Origin of the sequence: Pantoea sp. Ft-CA_14, assembly GCF_024520875.1 — a bacterium.
In the GTDB taxonomy this organism is placed as follows: Bacteria; Pseudomonadota; Gammaproteobacteria; order Enterobacterales; family Enterobacteriaceae; genus Pantoea; species Pantoea agglomerans.
The window spans coordinates 1-20,782 of record NZ_JALNPM010000008.1 but is presented as its reverse complement, the minus strand read 5'-3'; the positions used below and the strand labels follow the sequence as shown (position 1 = coordinate 20,782).

General features: G+C 56.1%; 17 protein-coding genes and 1 pseudogene. 7 read left to right on the top strand and 11 right to left on the bottom strand.

Translation table 11 applies throughout. The features are described from left to right. Positions 1–25 precede the first annotated feature (25 nt). On the bottom strand, positions 26–1,780 hold the full coding sequence (locus NR195_RS13395; protein ID WP_256844609.1) for a DEAD/DEAH box helicase: 1,755 nt from the start codon (positions 1,778–1,780) through the stop codon (positions 26–28). 155 nt (positions 1,781–1,935) lie between these two features. Between NR195_RS13395 and rsuA the strand changes: the two genes are divergently transcribed. The 3 genes from rsuA (at position 1,936) to NR195_RS13380 (ending at position 4,516) form a co-directional block, all read left to right on the top strand. Then, positions 1,936–2,655 (top strand): 16S rRNA pseudouridine(516) synthase RsuA, encoded by a 720-nt coding sequence (gene rsuA, locus NR195_RS13390; RefSeq protein WP_010248342.1) that lies wholly within the window; start codon positions 1,936–1,938, stop codon positions 2,653–2,655. A gap of 49 nt (positions 2,656–2,704) precedes the next feature. Beyond that, complete coding sequence (locus NR195_RS13385) at positions 2,705–3,901, top strand: Bcr/CflA family multidrug efflux MFS transporter (protein ID WP_010248339.1); 1,197 nt, start codon at positions 2,705–2,707, stop codon at positions 3,899–3,901. Positions 3,902–4,195: 294 nt separating this feature from the next. After that, positions 4,196–4,516 carry a hypothetical protein gene (locus NR195_RS13380; protein ID WP_010248336.1) on the top strand — a complete coding sequence of 107 codons (321 nt, stop codon included), beginning with the start codon at positions 4,196–4,198 and terminating at the stop codon, positions 4,514–4,516. Here NR195_RS13380 and yejF read toward each other — a convergent pair. From yejF to yeiP, 9 genes are all read right to left on the bottom strand, one after another. Next, positions 4,503–6,107 (bottom strand): microcin C ABC transporter ATP-binding protein YejF, encoded by a 1,605-nt coding sequence (gene yejF / locus NR195_RS13375; protein WP_256844608.1) that lies wholly within the window; start codon positions 6,105–6,107, stop codon positions 4,503–4,505. The two genes, NR195_RS13380 and yejF, sit on opposite strands and share 14 nt — an antisense overlap. Further along, complete coding sequence (locus NR195_RS13370; protein WP_167430156.1) at positions 6,108–7,130, bottom strand: ABC transporter permease; 1,023 nt, start codon at positions 7,128–7,130, stop codon at positions 6,108–6,110. Further along, positions 7,127–8,221: a microcin C ABC transporter permease YejB gene (locus NR195_RS13365; protein ID WP_010248326.1), complete on the bottom strand. Its 1,095-nt coding sequence runs from the start codon at positions 8,219–8,221 to the stop codon at positions 7,127–7,129. Before NR195_RS13365 ends, NR195_RS13370 begins: the two co-directional genes overlap by 4 nt. Before the next feature lie 11 nt (positions 8,222–8,232). After that, on the bottom strand, positions 8,233–10,041 hold the full coding sequence (locus NR195_RS13360) for an extracellular solute-binding protein (protein WP_256844607.1): 1,809 nt from the start codon (positions 10,039–10,041) through the stop codon (positions 8,233–8,235). A 44-nt stretch (positions 10,042–10,085) separates the two neighbouring features. After that, entirely contained in the window at positions 10,086–11,648 is a 1,563-nt protein-coding gene (locus tag NR195_RS13355; protein WP_022625050.1) for a cyclic di-GMP phosphodiesterase, read from the bottom strand. 222 nt (positions 11,649–11,870) lie between these two features. After that, positions 11,871–12,446 (bottom strand): bifunctional murein DD-endopeptidase/murein LD-carboxypeptidase, encoded by a 576-nt coding sequence (mepS, locus tag NR195_RS13350; protein ID WP_010248316.1) that lies wholly within the window; start codon positions 12,444–12,446, stop codon positions 11,871–11,873. Between the two features lie 512 nt (positions 12,447–12,958). After that, entirely contained in the window at positions 12,959–13,666 is a 708-nt protein-coding gene (locus NR195_RS13345) for a phosphatase PAP2 family protein (RefSeq protein ID WP_010671014.1), read from the bottom strand. Positions 13,667–13,711: 45 nt separating this feature from the next. Further along, a complete protein-coding gene (locus tag NR195_RS13340; protein WP_256844606.1) occupies positions 13,712–14,680 on the bottom strand; it encodes a GTP-binding protein in 969 nt (322 codons plus the stop codon). 76 nt (positions 14,681–14,756) lie between these two features. Then, positions 14,757–15,329: an elongation factor P-like protein YeiP gene (gene yeiP / locus NR195_RS13335; protein ID WP_003854146.1), complete on the bottom strand. Its 573-nt coding sequence runs from the start codon at positions 15,327–15,329 to the stop codon at positions 14,757–14,759. Positions 15,330–15,672: 343 nt separating this feature from the next. Here yeiP and NR195_RS13330 point away from each other — a divergent pair, with 343 nt between their 5' ends. Continuing rightward, positions 15,673–15,927, top strand: a complete 255-nt coding sequence (locus NR195_RS13330; protein ID WP_010248308.1) for a YkgJ family cysteine cluster protein — start codon at positions 15,673–15,675, stop codon at positions 15,925–15,927. Between the two features lie 39 nt (positions 15,928–15,966). Here the strand turns inward: NR195_RS13330 and NR195_RS13325 are convergent. Beyond that, positions 15,967–16,203, bottom strand: a pseudogene (locus NR195_RS13325) (PIN domain-containing protein); the annotation flags it as partial. A 312-nt stretch (positions 16,204–16,515) separates the two neighbouring features. Between NR195_RS13325 and fruB the strand changes: the two are divergent. Genes fruB through fruA form a run of 3 tightly spaced genes read left to right on the top strand, consistent with a single transcriptional unit; the run spans position 16,516 to position 20,310 of the window. Continuing rightward, on the top strand, positions 16,516–17,646 hold the full coding sequence (fruB, locus tag NR195_RS13320; RefSeq protein ID WP_256844605.1) for a fused PTS fructose transporter subunit IIA/HPr protein: 1,131 nt from the start codon (positions 16,516–16,518) through the stop codon (positions 17,644–17,646). After that, the gene (gene fruK / locus NR195_RS13315) at positions 17,643–18,581 is read left to right on the top strand and encodes a 1-phosphofructokinase (RefSeq protein WP_010248301.1); all 939 of its coding nucleotides are present in this window, start codon (positions 17,643–17,645) and stop codon (positions 18,579–18,581) included. Before fruB ends, fruK begins: the two co-directional genes overlap by 4 nt. A 16-nt stretch (positions 18,582–18,597) precedes the next feature. After that, on the top strand, positions 18,598–20,310 hold the full coding sequence (gene fruA / locus NR195_RS13310; protein WP_256844604.1) for a PTS fructose transporter subunit IIBC: 1,713 nt from the start codon (positions 18,598–18,600) through the stop codon (positions 20,308–20,310). Positions 20,311–20,782: the final 472 nt, after the last annotated feature.

The window sequence follows — 20,782 nt, the reverse complement described above, 5'->3', positions numbered from 1 at the left end:
GGTTAGCCGGACCCATTAGCGCTCATTAGCGCAGCTCATTGGCACGGCGATAGCGACCCTGATAATCGAACATTTTTTCGCGGATCTGCCAGAACTGACCTTTGGCCCGCGCCACCACAAAGTCGGGATGACGCAGCAGCGGCTGCAGCGCCAGCACGTCAGCGGCGCTCTGCCAGCCCAGCGGCACGCCGGGCGCGCGCTGATGCGGGCGCATAAAGAGTTGTTCAAACGCTTTGCGCTGGGCCGGTGTCTGCAGACGAAACCGTTCGCTGACGCTGATGCCTTCCTCGTCATAATAGGTCGCCTTGAGCCATTCACCTTTGGCGTCACGGCCCTGTTCCAGCGTCATGCCGCCACAGCGCAGCACCAGCGCATCTTTAAGCTTCAGCGCCGCTTTGAGCATATCGTCAGGATCGACCAGAATTTTGTCGCACTGGTGACAGCGCCGTGCGGCAATATCATTTTCTGCGCCACAGTCGGGGCAGCTTTTAAAGCGGAAGCGGAAGTCACACTGTTCGCGCTCGCCCTCATCATCTTCCAGCACGCCCTGACAGCGTCGGCCAAAATGTTCGATAACCATGCCATCTTCGGTCGCCTTGCCCCAGAAGGTGTTGGCGAAACCGCAGGCGGGACAAAAAACCTGTACCGGCTGATTGTCGCTGGCCCCTTTGGGCGCGCCGACCTCGGGCGTAAAAAGATCGTGCAGATTACCGGCATAATCGAGAATCAGACAGTCGGTTTTACCGGGCGAGAGCCGCAGGCCGCGTCCGACGATTTGCTGATAGAGGCTGACCGACTCGGTCGGGCGCAGAATCGCAATCAGATCAACGTGGGGGGCATCAAACCCGGTGGTCAGCACCGCCACGTTAACCAGGAATTTCAGCTGCTGCGCCTTAAAGGCCAGAATCAGGGCATCGCGCTCTCTGGCAGGCGTTTCCGCTGACACCAGCGCGCTGTTAGCGGGCAGCAGCCGCAAAATTTCATGCGCATGCTCAACCGTTGAGGCAAAAATCATCACCCCCAGCCGATCTTCAGCGAACTCCACGATCTGACGGATAATATGGGGCGTCACGCGCTGCTGCTGTTTCAGTTCACGATTAAGATCGGCTTCGCTGAACAAGCCGCTGCTTTGTGCCGTCAGGCGGCTGAAGTCATACTGCACCACCGGCATATCCAGTCGCTCCGGCGGCACCAGAAACTGATGTTTGATCATGTAGCGCAGCGGCAGTTCATAGATACAGTCGCGAAACAGCGATTTTTCGTCGCCACGCACCATGCCGTGATAGTGGAACTGATAAATCCAGCCCTTACCCAGCCGGAAAGGCGTGGCGGTCAGGCCCAGTAAACGCAGTTGCGGATTATGCTGACGCAGATGATTGAAGATCTGCTGATACTGACTCTCTTTATCATCACCGATACGGTGGCACTCATCGACAATCACCAGTGAAAAGGCGCTGTCGAACTGGTCGAGGTTACGCGCCACTGACTGCACGCTGCCAAACACCACTTTGCGCTGACTCTCTTTACGCTGAAGTCCGGCGGCAAAGATATCCGCCTCCAGCCCGTAAGCCTGATATTTACTGTGGTTCTGCGCTACCAGCTCTTTGACGTGCGCCAGCACCAGCACCCGGCCACGCGCCAGCCGTGCCAGCTCGGCAATGACCAGGCTCTTTCCGGCACCGGTCGGCAGCACAATGACTGCAGGCTGTTGATGACGACGGAAATGCGCCACGGTGGCATTCACCGCATCCTGTTGATAGGGGCGTAAGGTAAAAGACATGATGCTCACTTTTGCAAAACTGGGGGTAATTATGCCATGAAAGTGCGGTAAACGCGCTGTCAGGCTGGCGCGGATCACGTTATACTTCCCGCACATTTTCAACGGTTAACCAGGCCGTTTCAGATTCCCTCCGCAGTAACAGGCAAAACGAATTCATGCGACTCGACAAATTCATCTCTCAGCAACTGGAAATCAGCCGCGCCATCGCCCATCGCGAGATCCGTGGCCAGCGTGTCACCGTTAACGGGGAAATCGTACGCGATACCGCGTTTAAACTGCTGCCCGACCACGAAGTCGTCTATGACGGCAACGTACTGCAGATGCAGACTGGTCCACGCTACTTTATGCTGAACAAACCGCAGGGTTACGTCTGCTCAACCGACGATCCCGATCATCCCACCATCATCTATTTCATTGAAGAACCGATGTCATTCAAACTGCACGCGGCGGGGCGTCTTGATATCGACACCACCGGACTGGTGCTGCTGACAGATGATGGCCAGTGGTCACACCGTATTACCTCGCCACGTCATCACTGCGAGAAAACCTACCGTGTGACCCTGGAATCACCGGTCAGTGACGATACCGCCGCGCAGTTTACGGCGGGCGTGCAGCTGCACAATGAGAAGAGCCTGACTAAACCGGCTCAGCTGGAGGTGATCACCCCGACAGACGTCCGGCTGACACTGAGCGAAGGCCGTTATCATCAGGTAAAACGGATGTTTGCGGCAGTAGGCAATCGGGTCCTTGAGCTGCATCGCGAGCGCATCGGTGACATCGTACTGGACGCCGATCTGGAACCGGGCGAATATCGTGCGCTGACAGAAGAAGAGATCGCCAGCATCGGTCTGCCGAAAGAGCTGCAGACAAAATAACCGGACGGGCCCGGCGGCCCGCATTACGACCATAAGGGCAGGAGAGGGTGTGCGTAAGGAAAAGAATTCGCCAACAGGACTGGTGGTCATCCTCGGTCTGTTAGCCATGCTGATGCCGTTGTCGATCGACATGTATCTGCCCGCCATGCCGCAGATTGCACGTGAGTTCGGCGTTTCAGCCGGTAGCGTGCAGATGTCGCTCAACCTCTACATTCTTGGCTTCGCGATTGGGCAGCTGATCTATGGGCCGCTGGCAGACAGCTATGGGCGTAAGCCGGTGATTGCGCTCGGCACCCTGATCTTTGCCTGCGCCGCCGCGGCCTGTGCGCTGTCGCAAACCATCGATCAGCTGATTACGATGCGCTTTCTGCATGGGCTGTCGGCTGCCGCAGCCAGTGTGGTGATCAATGCGTTAATGCGTGACAGTTACTCGAAAGAGGACTTCTCCCGCATGATGTCCTTTGTGATGCTGATTACCACCATTGCGCCGCTGCTGGCGCCGATCATCGGCGGCTGGCTGCTGGTGCTCTGGAGCTGGCACGCCATCTTCTGGGCGCTGGCGGGCGCGGCGTTAGTGACGACCGTGCTGGTGACCACGCAGATCCGTGAAACCCTGAAGCCGGAGCAGCGACAGCGGTTTCATCTGCGTACTACGCTGGGCAATTTCGTAACGCTGTTTCGCCACAAGCGCGCGTTCAGTTACATGCTGTCGAGCGGTTTCTCCTTTGCCGGGCTGTTTACCTTTCTCAATGCCGGTCCCTTTGTTTACATCGAACTGAACCACGTTTCACCGCAAAACTTTGGCTACTACTTTGGCCTCAATGTGGTGTTTCTGTTTGTCCTGACGCTGATTAACAGCCGCGCCGTGCGCCGCTTTGGCCCGGTGGCGATGTTCCGGATGGGACTGCTGATACAGTTCTGTATGGGGATCTGGCTGCTGCTGGTCAGCGCCTTCAGCCTCGGCTTTTTGCCGCTGGTGATGGGGATCGCGATGTTTATCGGTTGCGTATCGATGGTTTCATCGAATGCGATGGCGGTGATTCTGGATGAGTTTCCACATATGGCGGGTACGGCATCGTCGCTGGCGGGCACCCTGCGTTTTGGCGTCGGGGCATTTGTTGGCGCGCTGCTGTCGCTGGTGAGTTTCAACAGCGCCTGGCCAATGGTCGGCACGATTGCACTGTGCGCGACAATCTCTCTGCTGCTCTTTTTCTACGCTTCACGTCCCCGCACTGCGTCCCGGTAATCGGGCGCAGTGATTTCCCTCTGCAATGACCTGCCGACTTGCACGCCTCCTGACTTTGTTTCGATATTGTGAAAATATTTTGTTAAAAAAGTAATCACAATGCAGCTAAAATGATTGTTAACGGCGTGTGAACGCGGTACATATAGGCTGAAGTGCGATGTGAGTCGCAAAAAATGCGCTTCTGCAATCCACACGGACGGGCCATTAAACCCTGTCCGGACTCAGCGGTTATCAGGCCGCTTCCAGCTGGGCTGCTTTGTGTTGCGACATAAACTCATCCGGGGAGAGTAAACTATGCTGCAACTTTCGATTGTGCATCGTCTGCCACAGCATTTTCGCTGGGCCAGCGATCACCACAGTGCTATCGAATCCGATGACACCACGCTGGACGAGCAGGATTTCGTTGCGCTGCGATTGATCAGCCATGACGGCATTCCGGCGTGGGAGATCCTTCAGCAGCTAAAAGAGGTTCTGGCGGATATTCAGGTCGATTGTAAAGTGGCCGAGTGCGAAGGACAGCCCTGCCTGTTCATTCAGCGTCGTGACGAAAGCGCCACCAACTGCTGCCTGAAAAATCAGGGCGTAGCGATTGCCGAAACCTTTATCGCAGGTTGAGTTGCGCCGACTGCAGCAGCTCGCGGGTATACCCGGCCGCGGGTGAAGCAAACAACCTTTCACACTCTCCCTGTTCCACCACTTCTCCCTGACGCAGCACAATAAGCTGGTGACACAGGGCGCGTACCACATCCAGATCGTGACTGATAAACAGATAGCTGAGCTGCCGCTGCTGCTGTAAGCGGCGTAACAGCGTCAGAATCTGCTTCTGCACCGTGCGATCCAGCGATGAGGTCGGTTCATCCAGCACCAGCAACTCCGGCTCCAGAATCAGTGCACGCGCAATGGCAATACGCTGTCGCTGACCGCCCGAAAATTCGGCCGGATAACGATGGCGACTTTCCGCTTCAAGCCCCACCTCCGCCATTACCTCGATGACCCGCTGCTCCTGTTGCGCACGGCTAAGTTCGGGCTGATGTACCGCAAGCCCTTCCGCAATGATCTGCTGCACTGTCATACGCGGATTCAGTGAAGAGTTAGGATCCTGAAACACCACCTGAATGCGCTGACGCAGCGGCAATAACTGACGACGTGACAGCTGATGCAGCGGCTGGCCGTCAAACCAGACTTCGCCGCGCGAGGCAATCAGCCGCAGCAGTGCCAGCCCGGTAGTGCTTTTACCTGATCCGGACTCGCCCACCAGCCCCAGACTTTCGCCGCGCCGCAGGCTGAAGCTCAGCCCGGAGAGCACCTGTTTCTCACCACTCTGCCGGCGGAACAGCCCGCGCCGCAGCGGAAAGCTGACCTGAAGATTATCGACCCGAAGAATGACCGGCGCGTCTGCGGGCAGCGGCAGCGCTTTTCCTTCCGGTTCGGCAGCCAGCAACTGCTGGCTGTAAGGGTGTTGCGGCTGATTCAGCAGGACCTGGCAGCGGTTCTGTTCGACGATGTGACCATTGCGCATCACGCTAACGTTATCCGCCAGCTGACGCACGATATTCAGGTTATGGGTGATAAACAGCATGCCCATATTCAGCTCATGCTGCAGTTCACGAAGCAGCGTCAGGATTTGCGCCTGCACCGTCACATCCAGCGCGGTGGTTGGCTCATCGGCAATCAGCAGCTGAGGCTCGGTCAGCAATGCCATAGCGATCATCACCCGCTGACGTTCCCCACCCGAGAGCTGGTGGGGGAAATCATTGAGCCGGGTGGCGGGCTGCCGTATCCCGACCCGATCAAGCACGCTGAGAATTTCACCGCGTGCCGCCGGACGACGCAGCCCGCGATGCAGCGACAGTACTTCATACAGCTGCTTCTCCACTGTGTGCAGCGGATTAAGCGATACCATCGGCTCCTGAAAAATCATCGCGATCTGGTTGCCGCGAATTCCGCGCAGGCGCTGCTCACGTGCGCGCAGCAGATCTTCACCGTTAAACAGAATCTCCCCGCTGGGATAAACCACCGCAGCCTCATGCAGCAGTCGCATCACCGACAGTGCCGTGACGCTCTTACCGGAACCCGACTCGCCCACCAGCGCCAGCGTTTCGCCCGCGTCGATGCGCAGTGAAACGTCATTCACCACCTGGCGAAGCGTCTCGCCCTGACGAAAGGCGACCGAGAGATGATTGATGGCAAGCAATGGCGTGTTCATTCAGGCTCCTTTGCCCGGATCAAAAGCGTCGCGTACCGCTTCGCCAATAAAAATCAGCAGCGAAAGCAGGATCGCCAGGGTGAAAAAGCCCGCCAGGCCTAACCAGGGTGCCTGCAGGTTATTTTTGCCCTGCAGCAGTAACTCGCCCAGCGAGGGCGAACCCAGCGGCAGGCCAAAGCCGAGAAAATCGAGTGAGGTCAGCGTGGTAATCGATCCGCACAGAATAAACGGCAGAAAGGTCAGGGTGGCGACCATGGCATTTGGCAGCATGTGGCGCAGCATAATCCGGCCGTCGCTAACCCCCAGTGCCTGCGCCGCACGGATGTAATCAAAGTTTCGGGTACGCAGAAACTCGGCCCGGACCACGCTGACCAGGCTCATCCAGCCGAAAGCCACGGTGACCAGCAGCAGCCACCAGAAACCCGGCTGGATCACGCTGGAGAGGAGAATCAGAAGAAACAGCGCAGGCATGCCGGACCAGACTTCAATCAGCCGCTGCCCAATCAGGTCAATCCTGCCGCCGAAATAGCCCTGCAGCGCGCCGACCACAATCCCGATGACGCTGGAGAAGAGCGTCAGCATCAGTCCGAACAGCAGAGAAATGCGCGTGCCATAGAGCAGGCGTGCCATCACGTCGCCGCCGTTGGCATCCGTGCCGAGCCAGTTCTGCGCAGAGGGCGGAGAGGGGAAGGGCACTTCGGTGGCAAAGTTGATAGTGCTGTCGCTGAAACGAATCGGTGCCCATATGGCCCAGCCATTCTGCTCAATGCGCTGCCGCAACCAGGGATCCTGATAATCCGCCGCTGTCGCCAGTACGCCGCCATAGTCGGTCTCGCTGTAGTCAAACAGCAGCGGCACTGTCCAGCGCTGCTGGTAATGCACCAGCAGTGGCTTGTCATTGGCAATCAGTTCGGCACCCATCGACAGCAGAAAGATGATCAGAAAGATCCACAGCGACCAGTAGCCGCGCCGGTTATGACGAAAGCGCTGCCAGCGCTGTTGATTTAGCGGAGAGAGCGTCATGAGCGGCTCCCGAAATCGATGCGCGGATCGACCAGCGTATAGGTGAGATCACTGAGAATATTCATCAGCAAACCTATCAGCGTAAAAATATAGAGCGTGCCAAACATCACCGGATAGTCACGTTGCAGAGTCGCATCATAGCCGAGTAGTCCAAGCCCGTTGAGCGAGAACATGACCTCGATCAGCACTGAACTGGTAAAGAACATGCTGATGAAGGTGGCGGGGAAGCTGGCGATCACCAGCAGCATCGCATTGCGAAACACATGGTGATAGAGAATACGGCGCTCCGGCACCCCTTTGGCGCGCGCAGTCACCACATAGAGCTTGCGGATCTCATCCAGAAACGCGTTTTTCGTCAGCATGGTCAGCGTGGCGAAGCCGCCGATCACTGTCGCCAGCACCGGCAGGGCGATATGCCAGAAGTAGTCCAGCACTTTGCCATACCAGGGCAGTGTGTCGTGCTGCGCAGAGGTGAGCCCGCGCAGCGGAAACCAGTCCAGATAGCTGCCACCGGCAAACAGCACGATTAACATGATGCCGAACAGAAAAGCCGGGATGGAGTAGCCAATGATAATAAAAGCGCTGCTCCAGACATCAAAAGCGCTGCCATTGCGCACCGCTTTGCGGATGCCCAGCGGGATCGACACCAGGTAGATGATCAGTGTGCTCCATAATCCCAGACTGATCGAAACCGGCAGGCTCTCTTTGATCAGCCCGATCACCGAGGCACTGCGAAACAGGCTGTCGCCAAAATCCAGACGCAGATAATTCCACAGCATCTCGCCGTAACGCTGCCAGAGAGGTTTATCGAAACCATAACGCTGTTTAATCTCAGCAATCACTTCGGGATCCAGCCCGCGTGCGCCACGATACTGATTATCGGCAGGATTGAGATGACTGACGCTGGCGCGTGAACCGGCGCTGTCTGCGCCACTGCCGGGCAGACCGGTTGTCTGACCAAACTGAATGTTAGCCAGCGCCTGATCGACCGGTCCGCCGGGCGCGATTTGCACGATAAAAAAATTAAGCGTGATGATCGCCCATAACGTTGGGATGATCAGCAGCAATCTGCGCAGAAAGTAAGCGGCCAACGGTGATCTCCTTAGCGTTTGCTGGCCGGCAGGCGTCCGGCTTTGTTTGTGTCGTACCACCAGTTTTCCAGTCCGACGCTGTAGGCTGGCTTGCGGGCAGGGTGAGAAAACTTATCCCAGTACGCCAGCCGCTGCTCTGCGTTGTACCACATCGGAATCATATACGCATTCCACAGCAGCACCCGGTCCAGCGCCTGGGCCAGCGGCCGCAGCGCGTTGGGATCGCCCTGATGCGCCACAATCTGTTTCACGAAGTGATCGACTACAGGCTCTTTGACCCGCGCGGTATTCCACGACGAGGCGATAAAGTCAGACTGCCAGAGGATCTGCAGACTGGACGTCGGGATCGGCATCGCCCCATAGACCGTGGCAATCATGTCATAGTCGCCTTCACGCCAGCGCCGCAGATACTGCGAGTTGTCGATCTGCCGCAGGTTCAGCGTAATGCCAAGCCGGGAAAGATTGTGCTGGAACGGTAACGCCCAATCGGTATTGGTGCCACCGCGCAGCAGGAGTTCTATGGTAAACGGCTGACCGGTTTTATCATTGACCAGACGGCGATTTTTTATCTGCCAGCCCGCCTGTTTCAGCAGGTCAGACGCTTTTAACAGGCTGGCGCGGTCATAGCCGCTGCCGTCGGTTTTGTGTGGCTGATAAGGCTGGCTGAACAGCTCAGGTGGCAGTTGCGCGCGCCAAGGTTCAAGCAGGGCCTGCTGCTGTGCATCCGGCACGCCGCTGGCCGCATACGCCGTGTTCTGGAAATAGCTGCTGGCGCGCTGCCAGGCACCGTAAAAGAGCGCTTTGTTCATCCACTCGAAATCGAACATCAGTGACAGCGCCTGACGCACGCGGCGATCCCGGAACAGCGGTTTTTCATTGTTGAATGCCAGCCAGCGGGTATCGATAGCGGCATCGTTAGGCGTGGTCTCTTTAACGATGCTGCCATCGTCAAAATTGCGGCCGCGATACTGGGTAGCCCATTTCTTTGCCGATGTCTCTTCACGCAGATCGTAAGCACCCGCCTTGAAGGCTTCAAATGCCACATTGTCATCCAGATAGTAGTCATAACGCATTCGATCAAAATTAAAGCGTCCGCGATTGACCGGCAGATCAGCGGCCCAGTAATCTTTTACCCGGCTGAACTCAATAAACTGTCCCAGCTTCCAGCGGGTGATGCGATAGGGTCCGCTCGACAAGGGTGGCTCGCTTAACGGCTCATTAAACTTCTTATCGCGCCAGAACGACTCTGCGATAACCGGCAGCGTCAGTAAGCCAAGCAGCAGATCTTTATCCGGCTTCTGTGCCTCGATGCGCACAGTGAGATCGTTCAGCGCTTTAACGGTCACGCCACGGTAGGCGACGCGAAATTGAGGCACGCCCTCGCTCATGAATTTCTGATAGGTGAACGCCACGTCGCGGGCGGTGATGGGTGTGCCATTCTGAAAACGGGCGCGAGTGTTAAGGCGGATCTCAATCCACGTAAAATCGCTGGCGTAGCGCGCTGACTCGGCAATCAGCGGATAATAACTGCCAGGTTCATCGTCTGAGCTGGTGTAAAGCCCATCATAAAGCGTGCCGGTGTTAATGCCCGGATTACCGCGAGAAGCGTAGCGGTTGAAGTTGTCGTAAGTGCCCACTACCGCCATGGTGATGCTGCCGCCTTTGGGTGCGCGGGGATCGGCGTAGTCGTAATGGCTGAAGCCGGGCGGATATTTCGCTTCACCGGCCTGGGTGAACGCGTAGCTTTGCTGGACAGAGGCCGCCAGCAGCGGGGCGCTGAGCAGGCCGCTCAGCAGCAGAAGTCCGGAACGAAACAGCATGCACTCTCCTGTCAGATGTCTGGCGCGATTCGGGCCAGGTAGTGTCAGGCGTTATGACGCCGGAAATAGTCTATCAGCGTTTCCGGCCGCAGCGGACGGCTAAAGATGTAACCCTGCAGATGGGTCACACCGCGGTTAATCAGCCAGGCAGCCTGCTCGCCGGTTTCTACCCCTTCGGCCACACTTTTCAGGTTCAGCTTCTTCGCCAGCTGCAGCACGGTATCGAGTACCGGCGAGGTCAGGCTATCCGTACCGATGCTCTGAACAAAGCCGCGATCAATTTTCAGATAATCAAAGTCATAACGTTCCAGATAGATCAGCGCGCTGTGACCGGTACCGAAATCATCAATGGCGATATGGATCTGCTGCTGATGCAGCCAGTCAAACAGTTCTCCAACGTTTTCGTCGCGCACCATGGCTCGCTCGGTGATCTCAAACACGTAAGTAAAGTGGTCCGCAGGCATAGTATCAAGCCAGCGCAGCACATCCTGACGGAAACCGCTGTCAGCCAGATGCAGGGGCGAAATGTTGAGGCTGAGGCAGGCATGACGGGGAATGGTATGACACAGCAGGTGGGCATCACGGGAAACCAGCTGAAACAGATGTCGGGTCAGGGGAATAATCAGGTTCTGCGCCTCGGCATAGTGAATAAACACATCGGGCGGAATCGGGCCTTTCGTCGGGTGGGTCCAGCGCAGTAACGCTTCCATCCCATACGGCTGACCATCATGGGAGGTGACCAGCGGCTGATATTCGACGTGAAATTCACCGCGCTTCATGCCCCGAATCAGCTCTTTACCAGGGCGCTGATAAACCGACAACAGCAGCCAGCAAGCGCCTGAAACCAGCAGCGACAGTAGCAGGCCGCTCAGCAGGATATTCTGATAATCGCTGAACGCCAGAGTGGAACCGTACAACACAAACTGCAGCGGATAGCCTGTCAGCGCCTGCCGGTGCAGCGGCGTCGGCAGGTTTTTATTCTGCATGACGACGGATTGCCAGCTGGTTAAGGCACTGCGTTGTGCCACCAGTGCCATACCGGTGATTTCCGGATGCCCGGACGCCAGCAGCTGATAGGGTGCCAGGGTAATATTCAGCGTCGCGAAAACGCCTGACTGCAGGCTGCCGGGATTTTTGATCCACAACGCCAGCGCCGGTTTATTGGGCTGCAACGGCGTGCCCGGCATCAGCTGCAGATCGATATCACGCGAAATATCACTCAGGGGCGCAATTACATTGAGCGGCAGATTAAAACTGCCGGTGGCCGAGGAGCAAAAAGCATTACCTTCTTTAACCAGCAGGATGGCACGAAGATTTCCGGCAAAGGCGGCGCGTGAGGTGAGTTCACGATTGATGGTATTGCAGGCAGTGTGGGTAAACGGAAGCAGGGGACTGAGAGTACTGTTAATCAGGCTGGAGAGCGTTTGCTGTAATGCCGTGCGGCTGTTCTCCAGCAGTTGCTGATGCTGTCGTTCGCGCTTCTGCCAGGTCTGGTGAAGCGAGAGTGCAGCAAATAACAGAAAGAATAAGCCGCCAGCCATCGCACTACTCCATGCGATACGGCGAGGATAGGTGGCATGGCGCCGTAGCGCCTCCGACAGTGGCATGAGGAGCTTCCCCTAATCAAATTATTATTATGTTATTGCGCACGACGGCTTCGGTTTAAGCGACCGAGAATATAACGAGACGGCGGGAAATGTCTTGCTATTAATCTGAGTCAGAATGCTTTTATCTTATATAACTGCTGGTAAAAATGATTAAAGGCGAAAAAAAACGCTGCATAAGCAGCGTTTCATGTTCTCTGGCTGAGAGAAGATCGAAAGTGGTTATCAGGTCGGGTTACGACTTAATACACGGCGTCCTTCACGGTAGCGCTTTTTCCAGTAATCATCATTCAGACTGGAGATCATCACGCCACTGCTGGTCGAGGCATGAACGAAGTTATCGTTGCCAAGATAGATGCCAACGTGACGGCCCGTAGAGCCTGCACGGAACATCACCAGATCGCCGGGACGCAGTTTACTGCGGGTAATCTCTTTACCGGTGTCCTGCTGCTGCGAGGTAGAACGCGGTAATTCTAAGCCAAACTGATCGCGGAAGGTGCGTTGTACAAAGGCGGAACAATCGATCCCGCGTTTGGTATCGCCACCGAGGCGATAGCGCACACCTTTCCAGACGGCGTATTGTTCCATGATGCGCGACTTAACGTCGACATTACGCACCATTTCTTCAAACTCATCCTGAGACGCCTGAAGTAAAAAACCATTGTGGTTGTTAACTTCATGATTCTCGTTATTCGCGTTTTGACTGCTATGGGTACTGCTACAAGCTGAGAGGAGTGTTGCCAGCGCCACTGCGGGCACGATCCGCAAGATATATCTCAGTATTGGTTGAGACTTGACCATTATTCGGGTTTTCCTTCGATTTCCTTACGACAAGATTGTCGCCAGCCAGATGACAAAACAGGGAGATTAATAAGCGAAACAGACTAAGACAAATCCTTAATTACTAAAATGTGTTAATGGACACATTTTAACGGTAAAAAATCCGAATTTTCTGCCGCTTTTGCCTCACTGCGACTGAGGTTAACTGATTACAGACGCCGTGGCGAGTGCTTTTAATCAATTTCATATAGGTTTTTTTGATGTGAAATCAAACCGTAACACACTGACTACTTTAGCTACAATTGTGGTCAAATGATGGTGAGAACAGGGAGTTAAAGGGGGGCTAATTCGGGGCATAGCCGCTATTTTTAGAGTTTTCTTTATTGACAGAGGATATTGGCGACTATTTAACCTGCCAGCAGGGTCATAACCTTTTCTTTTCGTGCATTTAATTAGCAGGCTAATAGTGATGGGGTGTTTTTTATAAGCACGGGCGGTTCAAACCAGGGGTTTAAATCACCCGCGCTTAACATTTACGTCACGGGCTTATATTTACCCGGCAATTTGCGATAAAACCAGTTAACCAATACGTCACTGGCTGGCGTTAATAGCCACCAGCTCAGACCCACTAATACCACCGACATTGAACCGACGGCAACATCGGTAAACCAGTGCGCACCGGCCATGATGCGTGGCAGTGAAAATATCACCACAATAGCCGTGGCAATTAAAAAGCGGCTGAAACCAAAATAACGCCAGATAAAGCAGGCGAAAATGATCAGCATCATACCGTGGTCGCCAGGGAAGCTATCTTTTGAAGCATCTTTTGCGGGAATACCGGTCAGTTCACTGACGCGATGCACGTTTTCGAAGAACAGTGTCGGACTGGAGTGTTTAACCGGCAATAAATGGCCCAGCTGATTGAGAACGACGGCGGTCAGCAGCATGGTGATGCCGATTGCCAGCATCCGGCGCTGCGCCTGTGGCGTTTCGCGCCGCCAGATCGACAGGTAAAGCAGACCCATCGCCAGCAATGATACCGCATCAAAACCACGATAATTCGTGATAGCGACGATCAGCGCGAACAGCGGATGGGTCACCATCTGGCTATTGAAGCCAAAGAAAATAGATTTATCGACGCCGAACCAGAAGCCATGTTCCGGGGGCAGATACCATGACAGAAATAGCACCACGCCCAGTGCATTAAGCAGCAGGATAGTAATAAGGCGAGTTACGCGCATAGTTAAACTCATTATTATTAAAAATAACCGCCGACAATACCTCTGTCAGCGTAAACGGCACTTCAACAATGCCGATTGTAGTCGATTCCAGTCAGCCTGTTGAGAATGAATGATCTCAATGCGGCTATCGGATGGCGGTGAGGGGAGTGTTTCACTCTGCAGCTCATTTGCCTGGCGATTGATGCGCAGAGCGCCTTCTTTCGTGCGCATCACTCCTTTAACGCGATCTACCGGCGCCTGCCGAACCCATTCCAGCAGCATGCCGCTGTCGAACAGCGTATCACCATCAAACAGCCAGCCGCAGGCGCTATAGCCCTGGCCGTGGTTCAGCGCCCGACGCCAGCGCGCCTCGCCATTCAGTCGCAACGCCGCCAGACCGCTGGTGGGACCCGACGAATGATGGTGCTGCGGCACGGGAAGCTCGCGCGGTTGCCGGGGTGTATCCAGCAGGGAAAGGGGGATCTGACCAAATTCTGTCTCTATCAGAGGGCGCGCAGGCTGCATCTGCTGCTGCCAGTCAGCCAGGCGCTGATGATCCGCCTGATCCCAGCAGTCGCGCTTATTAGCGATAATAAGGTCGGCGGCAGCCAGCTGATCGCGGAAGTTTTCATTGGCAACGATACGAGGATTGGCCAGCTGACGCGCATCCAGCAGCGTTAGTGTGGCATTCAGTTGCAGCCACGACTGATAGACGGGCGCACTCAACATCTCCAGCACCTGACGAGGATGGCCCAGGCCGGTTGGCTCGATCAGCAGCCGATCGGGTTTACTCTTCAGCAGCATATTCAGCCCGACCTGCATCGGCAGGCCATTCACACAGCACAGGCAGCCGCCGGGGATCTCTTTCAGCGTGGCACCGCTATCGGCCAGCAGGGCGCCGTCGATCCCGATCTCGCCAAATTCATTAACCAGCACCGCCCAGTTTTCCCCGGACGGCCTGGCAGCCAGCAGATGGCAGAGCAGCGTGGTTTTGCCGCTGCCCAAAAAACCGGTAATCAGATTAACGCGTGTCATGGGGGTGACTCCTGCCGGGGAATAACGTGATAATGTAATAATATAACACTATCACGATCGGCAGCAGGCTTCTGATTTAGTCTGCGCGGCCCATATAGCGGCGTTCAGCAATGTGGATGCGGATGCGGTCACCGTTGCTGAGGTATTCCGGTACCTGAATCGAGAGGCCTGTACTCATACCGGCGGGTTTGGTGCGAGCGCTGGCAGAAGCACCTTTAATGCCTGGTGAAGTATCCACGATCTCCATATCCACGGTTTGTGGCAGTTCCAGCGCCAGCACCTGACCTTCCATCGTCAGCACGTGAATGCCAGGGATACCGCCTTCAGGGATAAACAGCAGCTCTTCTTCAATCTGCTCCTGTTTAAAGGAGTAGGGGGTATAATCCTCATCATCCATAAAAATATATTCGTCACCATCTATATAAGAGAAGGTCACGCTGCGACGGCTGAGCGAAATTGCATCAATAATCTCGTCGCCTTTAAAGCGCTCTTCCACTTTTAAGCCGGTGCGGACATCGGTAAAGCGCATTTTATACAGGGTGGCGGCACCGCGTGCGCTGGGGCTCTGGACATCAATATCTTTAACCAGCAGCAGTTTACCGTTGTGCGTGACGGCCATCCCTTTTTTGATTTCATTGGCTTTTGGCATTGCTGTTCTCGCTATCTTGAGAGTGAAGTGCGCGCAACGTTACTCGCGCCGATGAAAACTGGCAATATCACCGGCGTGAAATTTTGTCTCAGGCCGCGGCTTTCATAGCAATTGCCGCCCCGGACTGCTATTGTCGCCGCGACTTTCTCTGCCTGAGCACAGCATGCAATGCCGTAGCCAGGGCGGTGCCTGTTGCATAGCGCGCTCTATTTCTTCACCGATTTCTGGCATGGGTGACAGTGAACGATTTAAGCAGGAAGTTAAGAGCTGAAGGGTGTGGTGTCGCTCCCTCTGAGGTTCTGTTACTGTCTGTTGTATCCTGAAGGTCGCGTAAGAGGTGTTAATGCAGTGTCGTATTGATTGTGGTGCCTGCTGCATCGCGCCGTCAATCTCCAGCCCCATCCCCGGAATGCCGCAGGGTAAACCCGCGAATGTCCGATGCATTCAGTTATCGGATGAAAATTTGTGCATGATTTTCGGTTCAGCTTTAAGGCCGAAAGTATGCGGAAGTCTGCAACCTTCAGTTGATATGTGTCTTACAGACCGTACCTCAGCCATGACCTACCTGATTGAGCTTGAAGCCAGCACACGTGCCTGAGAACCCTCCCACCGCTTAGATTTAATCCCGCGTCAGCGGTTAGCTGACCCACTCTTCCAGCTGCAATCCGGGTACCCGTTCAAACTCGCGTGTGTTATTGGTCACCAGAGTAGCTCTGGCCGCAATGGCATGCCCGGCAATCGCGGTGTCGTTGGGACCAATGGGCATTCCGGCAGCAGCCAGCGCCGCTTTGATTTCAGTGGTTGCATCTACCGCTGCGCGATCCCATGAAAGCACAGCATCAGGACGTGCGCAGAATGCATCTACCAATTGCAAACGTATCTGCTGTAAACCGAAGCGGATACCGCGCCATCAGGCGCTGACGCTGCTGAAGTTTTTCGGTCCACTCATTCTCACTTTACAGCAGCAGCGTCAGCCTGTTCGTCCGTTAATCCGCTAAACCTGCCCGAAATGTGCGTAACGTCAAAAATCTGCTACGCCGTTTGCGCATTTTCTTGCCTGGTGAAAGCGGCTGTACCACAATCCCTGAAACGTTTCAGCGGTGACTGCGCCATCTGTTTTCCTCAGCATGGCGTAAAATCTTTCCCACTAGCTGAAACGATTCAATCTCAGCAAGCGAGGAGAATTATGTTCCAGCTCGAATTGCAGGCCATCCATACCGGAGCCAGCGCCCAGAATAAAGAAGAGGCCATTCGTCAGGTTGCTGCCGCGTTAACCGCGGCGGGCAATGTGACCGAAGGGTACGTCAACGGCATGCTGGCGCGCGAACAGCAGACCTCAACCTTTCTTGGCAACGGCATCGCAATCCCTCATGGCACGACCGATACCCGCGATCTGGTGCTGAAAACCGGCGTTCAGGTTTTCCAGTTTCCGCAGGGCATTGCCTGGGGTGACGATCAGACAGCCTATGTTGCCATCGGGATTGCCGCTAAGTCGGATGAACATCTGGCGCTGCTGCGTCAGCTGACCCATGTGCTGAGCGATGACACCATTGCAGAACAGTTAAAAACCGCCTCTGCTGAAGATCTTCGTGCGTTGCTGATGGGCGAGAAACAAGCCGCTGAATTCAGCTTCGACACCTCATTAATCCCGCTCAACGTGGCTGCCAGTGATCTGATCACCTTACAGGCGATGAACGCCGGTCGGCTGCAGTCCGCTGGTGTGGTGGATGCCAGCTACGTCGCAGACGTGGTTTCAACGCCTCCGCTGAATCTGGGTCAGGGCATCTGGCTCAGCGACAGCAGCCTCGGCAACCTGCGCAGCGGCGTGGCTATCAGCCGCGCTGAACATGCCTTCGACCATCAGGGCGAATCGGCTGCGATGTTAATCAGCGTTTCGGCGACCGATGAACGTCCGCTGGAAGTGCTGGGTTACCTCAGCGCATTGCTGCAGCAGGGCAAAGCGGATCGTCTGTTGAAAGCGGATGCTGCAGGCGTTTACGCACTGCTCACCAGCGAAGTCGATGAGCAGGCTGACGTGCTGACGGCTGAATTTACCATTCGCAACGAACACGGCCTGCACGCCCGTCCAGGCACGGCGCTGGTCAGCGTGATCAAGCAGTTCAACAGCGACATCACCGTGACCAATCTCGACGGCAGCGGCAAACCCGCTAATGGCCGCAGCCTGATGAAAGTGGTTGCGCTGGGCGTGAAGAAAGGTCATCGCCTGCGCTTCACCGCCAGCGGTGAAGATGCACAGCAGGCACTGAACGCGATTGAAGAAGCGATCACCAGTGGTCTGGGTGAGGGGGCATCATGAGCAGACGCGTCGCCACCATTACGCTGAATCCGGCGTATGACCTGGTGGGATATACCCCTGAAATTGAACGTGGCGAAGTTAACCTGGTGAAAACCACCGGGCTGCATGCTGCGGGCAAGGGCATCAACGTAGCCAAAGTACTTAAAGATCTGGGTATCGATGTCACCGTCGGTGGCTTCATGGGGAAAGAGAATCAGGACGGTTTCCAGCAGTTGTTCAGTGAGCTGGGCATAGCCAACCGTTTCCATGTCGTGCCTGGCCGTACCCGTATCAACGTTAAACTCACTGAACAGACCGGTGACGTCACCGATCTGAATTTCTCCGGTTTTCAGGTGACGGCGCAGGACTGGGATCGTTTTACTACCGATTCTCTGACCTGGCTGGGCCAGTTCGATATGGTCTGCGTCAGTGGTAGCCTGCCAGAGGGCGTCGACCACGATGCCTTTACCCGCTGGATGACCGAACTTCGCACCCACTGCCCATGCATCATCTTTGACAGCAGCCGCGAGGCGCTGGTGGCAGGACTGAAGGCGGCACCGTGGCTGGTTAAACCTAACCGACGTGAGCTGGAAATCTGGGCCGGTCGCAAACTGCCAACCCTGCAGGATGTGATTGGCGCTGCGCACGAACTGCGCGAGCAGGGCATCGCCCATGTGGTGATTTCGCTGGGCGCAGAAGGCGCTCTGTGGGTCAACGCTTCTGGTGAATGGATCGCTAAACCGCCGGTGTGCGAAGTGGTCAGCACCGTGGGTGCAGGCGACTCAATGGTTGGCGGCCTGATTTATGGCCTGCTGATGCGTGAATCCAGCGAACACACGCTGCGTCTTGCGACTGCCGTGGCGGCGATGGCCGTCAGCCAGAGCAATGTTGGCGTTTCCGATCGTACTCAGTTGGCCGCAATGATGGCGCGCGTCGACTTACAACCCGTTAACTGACAGCAGGAGAGCGATAATGAAAACGCTGCTGATTAAAGACCCTACACTGGGACTGGCTTCCGCATATATGGCACAACAGCGTCTGGCGGCTGCCGCCGCTGCGGCAGGCCTGACCCTGACTGATAATCCTGCCGACGCTGAGCTGGCGATTGTGCTGGGCAAAAACGTGCCGGACGATGCGGCGCTGAACGGCAAAGCGGTCTGGCTGGGCGATATCCAGCTGGCAGTACGTGAGCCAGAAACCTTCCTGAACCGCGCGAAAGCAGAAGCGAAAACCTGGCAGGCAACGGCTGCGGTAGCAACGCCTGCAGCAGGCGCACCTGCTGCACCGGCTCAGGCTGGCGCGCAGAAACGCGTCGTCGCGGTGACCGCCTGTCCGACCGGCGTGGCGCACACCTTTATGGCTGCCGAGGCTATTCAGGCTGAAGCGACCCGTCGCGGCTGGTGGGTGAAAGTTGAAACCCGTGGTTCAGTGGGTGCCGGTAACGCGATCACGCCGGAAGAAGTCGCTGCCGCCGATCTGGTGATCGTCGCAGCTGATATCGAAGTCGACCTGGCGAAATTTGCCGGTAAGCCGATGTACCGTACCTCAACCGGTCTGGCGCTGAAGAAAACCGCGCAGGAGCTGGATAAAGCGGTAGCAGAAGCGAAGCCGTATAAAGCGGCGGCTGACGGACAGAGCAATTCCAGTGAAGAAGAGAAGAAAGGCGGAGCAGGAGCTTATCGTCATCTGCTGACCGGTGTTTCTTATATGCTGCCGATGGTGGTTGCGGGTGGTCTGAGCATCGCGCTGTCGTTTGCCTTTGGTATCACGGCGTTTAAAGAGCAGGGCACGCTGGCTGCGGCGCTGATGCAAATTGGTGGTGGCAGCGCCTTTGCCCTGATGGTGCCGGTGCTGGCGGGCTTTATCGCCTTCTCCATCGCTGATCGTCCGGGTCTGACGCCGGGTCTGATTGGCGGTATGATCGCCACCAGTATTAACGCAGGTTTCTTAGGCGGAATTATCGCGGGCTTTATTGCCGGTTATGCGGCGAAGCTGATCAGCGGCAAAGTTAAACTGCCGCAGAGTATGGAAGCGCTGAAACCGATACTGATTATTCCCCTGTTCGCCAGTCTGATCACCGGTCTGCTGATGATCTACGTAGTGGGTAAACCGGTTGCTGGCATCATGAACGGCCTGACGCACTGGCTGGCCAACATGGGAACGGCGAATGCGGTCCTGCTGGGTGCCATTCTGGGCGGCATGATGTGTACCGATATGGGCGGTCCGGTAAACAAAGTGGCTTACGCGTTTGGCGTCGGCTTACTGAGTTCGCAGACCTATGCGCCAATGGCTGCCATTATGGCAGCCGGTATGGTGCCACCGCTGGCGATGGGGCTGGCGACGCTGGTTGCCCGTCGTAAATTCAATAAAGGTCAGCAGGAAGGCGGTAAAGCGGCACTGGTTCTGGGTCTCTGCTTTATCTCTGAAGGTGCGATTCCGTTTGCCGCCCGTGACCCGATGCGCGTTCTGCCTTGCTGTATCGTTGGCGGTGCAACCACCGGCGCGATCTCCATGGCGATTGGCGCAAAACTGATGGCTCCGCACGGTGGACTGTTCGTGCTGCTGATCCCTGGCGCGATTACCCCGGTTATCGGCTATCTGATGGCGATTATCATCGGCACCGCGATTGCGGGTCTGAGCTATGCGGTACTGAAACGTCCGGAAGAGCAGCTGGCGAAAGCCTGATTTGCAGAAGTGCATAATCTGCTGAAGTGAAAATAACAGGGAGCCGGATGGCTCCCTGTTTGCTTTTACAGACGGTTCCCGAAGTCAAAGCGACGGGAGCATACGACTGGAGTAAAGCATCGCGGGCCATGGACAAAAAGCCGGGAGCGTTTTTGAACAACGCAAAGCGTTGGCCCGGCTGCGGGCGCACCTCAGGGATGAGGTGCGTAATCGCCCGCGCTGCGCCTGCCAGGGATGGCGTTTTTTTGCGTCTTTACGGAAGGCGTATGCTCCCTGAGCCAGCGTTCTCTCTAAACGAAAAGGGAGCATGCCAGCCAGTTAAGCGACAGGTGATAACGCAGTCTGGTGCCGATCAGGGGCTGGCGGTCCTCGCGCCGCTGCGCGGTTCCTTCACGTCATTCCTCTGCCTGACGGACCGCCGGGGATGGCACATCCTGTGCCGCCCCGCCTTTCGCCCGCGTCCTGCGGGCTC

Excerpts from the sequence above, each read along its gene's own strand:
- NR195_RS13395 (WP_256844609.1), bottom strand. The coding sequence starts at position 1,780 with ATGTCTTTTACCTTACGCCCCTATCAACAGGATGCGGTGAATGCCACC.
- rsuA (WP_010248342.1), top strand. The coding sequence starts at position 1,936 with ATGCGACTCGACAAATTCATCTCTCAGCAACTGGAAATCAGCCGCGCC.
- NR195_RS13380 (WP_010248336.1), top strand. The coding sequence starts at position 4,196 with ATGCTGCAACTTTCGATTGTGCATCGTCTGCCACAGCATTTTCGCTGG.
- yejF (WP_256844608.1), bottom strand. The coding sequence starts at position 6,107 with ATGAACACGCCATTGCTTGCCATCAATCATCTCTCGGTCGCCTTTCGT.
- NR195_RS13370 (WP_167430156.1), bottom strand. The coding sequence starts at position 7,130 with ATGACGCTCTCTCCGCTAAATCAACAGCGCTGGCAGCGCTTTCGTCAT.
- NR195_RS13360 (WP_256844607.1), bottom strand. The coding sequence starts at position 10,041 with ATGCTGTTTCGTTCCGGACTTCTGCTGCTGAGCGGCCTGCTCAGCGCC.
- NR195_RS13355 (WP_022625050.1), bottom strand. The coding sequence starts at position 11,648 with ATGCCACTGTCGGAGGCGCTACGGCGCCATGCCACCTATCCTCGCCGT.
- mepS (WP_010248316.1), bottom strand. The coding sequence starts at position 12,446 with ATGGTCAAGTCTCAACCAATACTGAGATATATCTTGCGGATCGTGCCC.
- NR195_RS13345 (WP_010671014.1), bottom strand. The coding sequence starts at position 13,666 with ATGCGCGTAACTCGCCTTATTACTATCCTGCTGCTTAATGCACTGGGC.
- NR195_RS13340 (WP_256844606.1), bottom strand. The coding sequence starts at position 14,680 with ATGACACGCGTTAATCTGATTACCGGTTTTTTGGGCAGCGGCAAAACC.
- yeiP (WP_003854146.1), bottom strand. The coding sequence starts at position 15,329 with ATGCCAAAAGCCAATGAAATCAAAAAAGGGATGGCCGTCACGCACAAC.
- NR195_RS13330 (WP_010248308.1), top strand. The coding sequence starts at position 15,673 with ATGCAGTGTCGTATTGATTGTGGTGCCTGCTGCATCGCGCCGTCAATC.
- fruB (WP_256844605.1), top strand. The coding sequence starts at position 16,516 with ATGTTCCAGCTCGAATTGCAGGCCATCCATACCGGAGCCAGCGCCCAG.
- fruK (WP_010248301.1), top strand. The coding sequence starts at position 17,643 with ATGAGCAGACGCGTCGCCACCATTACGCTGAATCCGGCGTATGACCTG.
- fruA (WP_256844604.1), top strand. The coding sequence starts at position 18,598 with ATGAAAACGCTGCTGATTAAAGACCCTACACTGGGACTGGCTTCCGCA.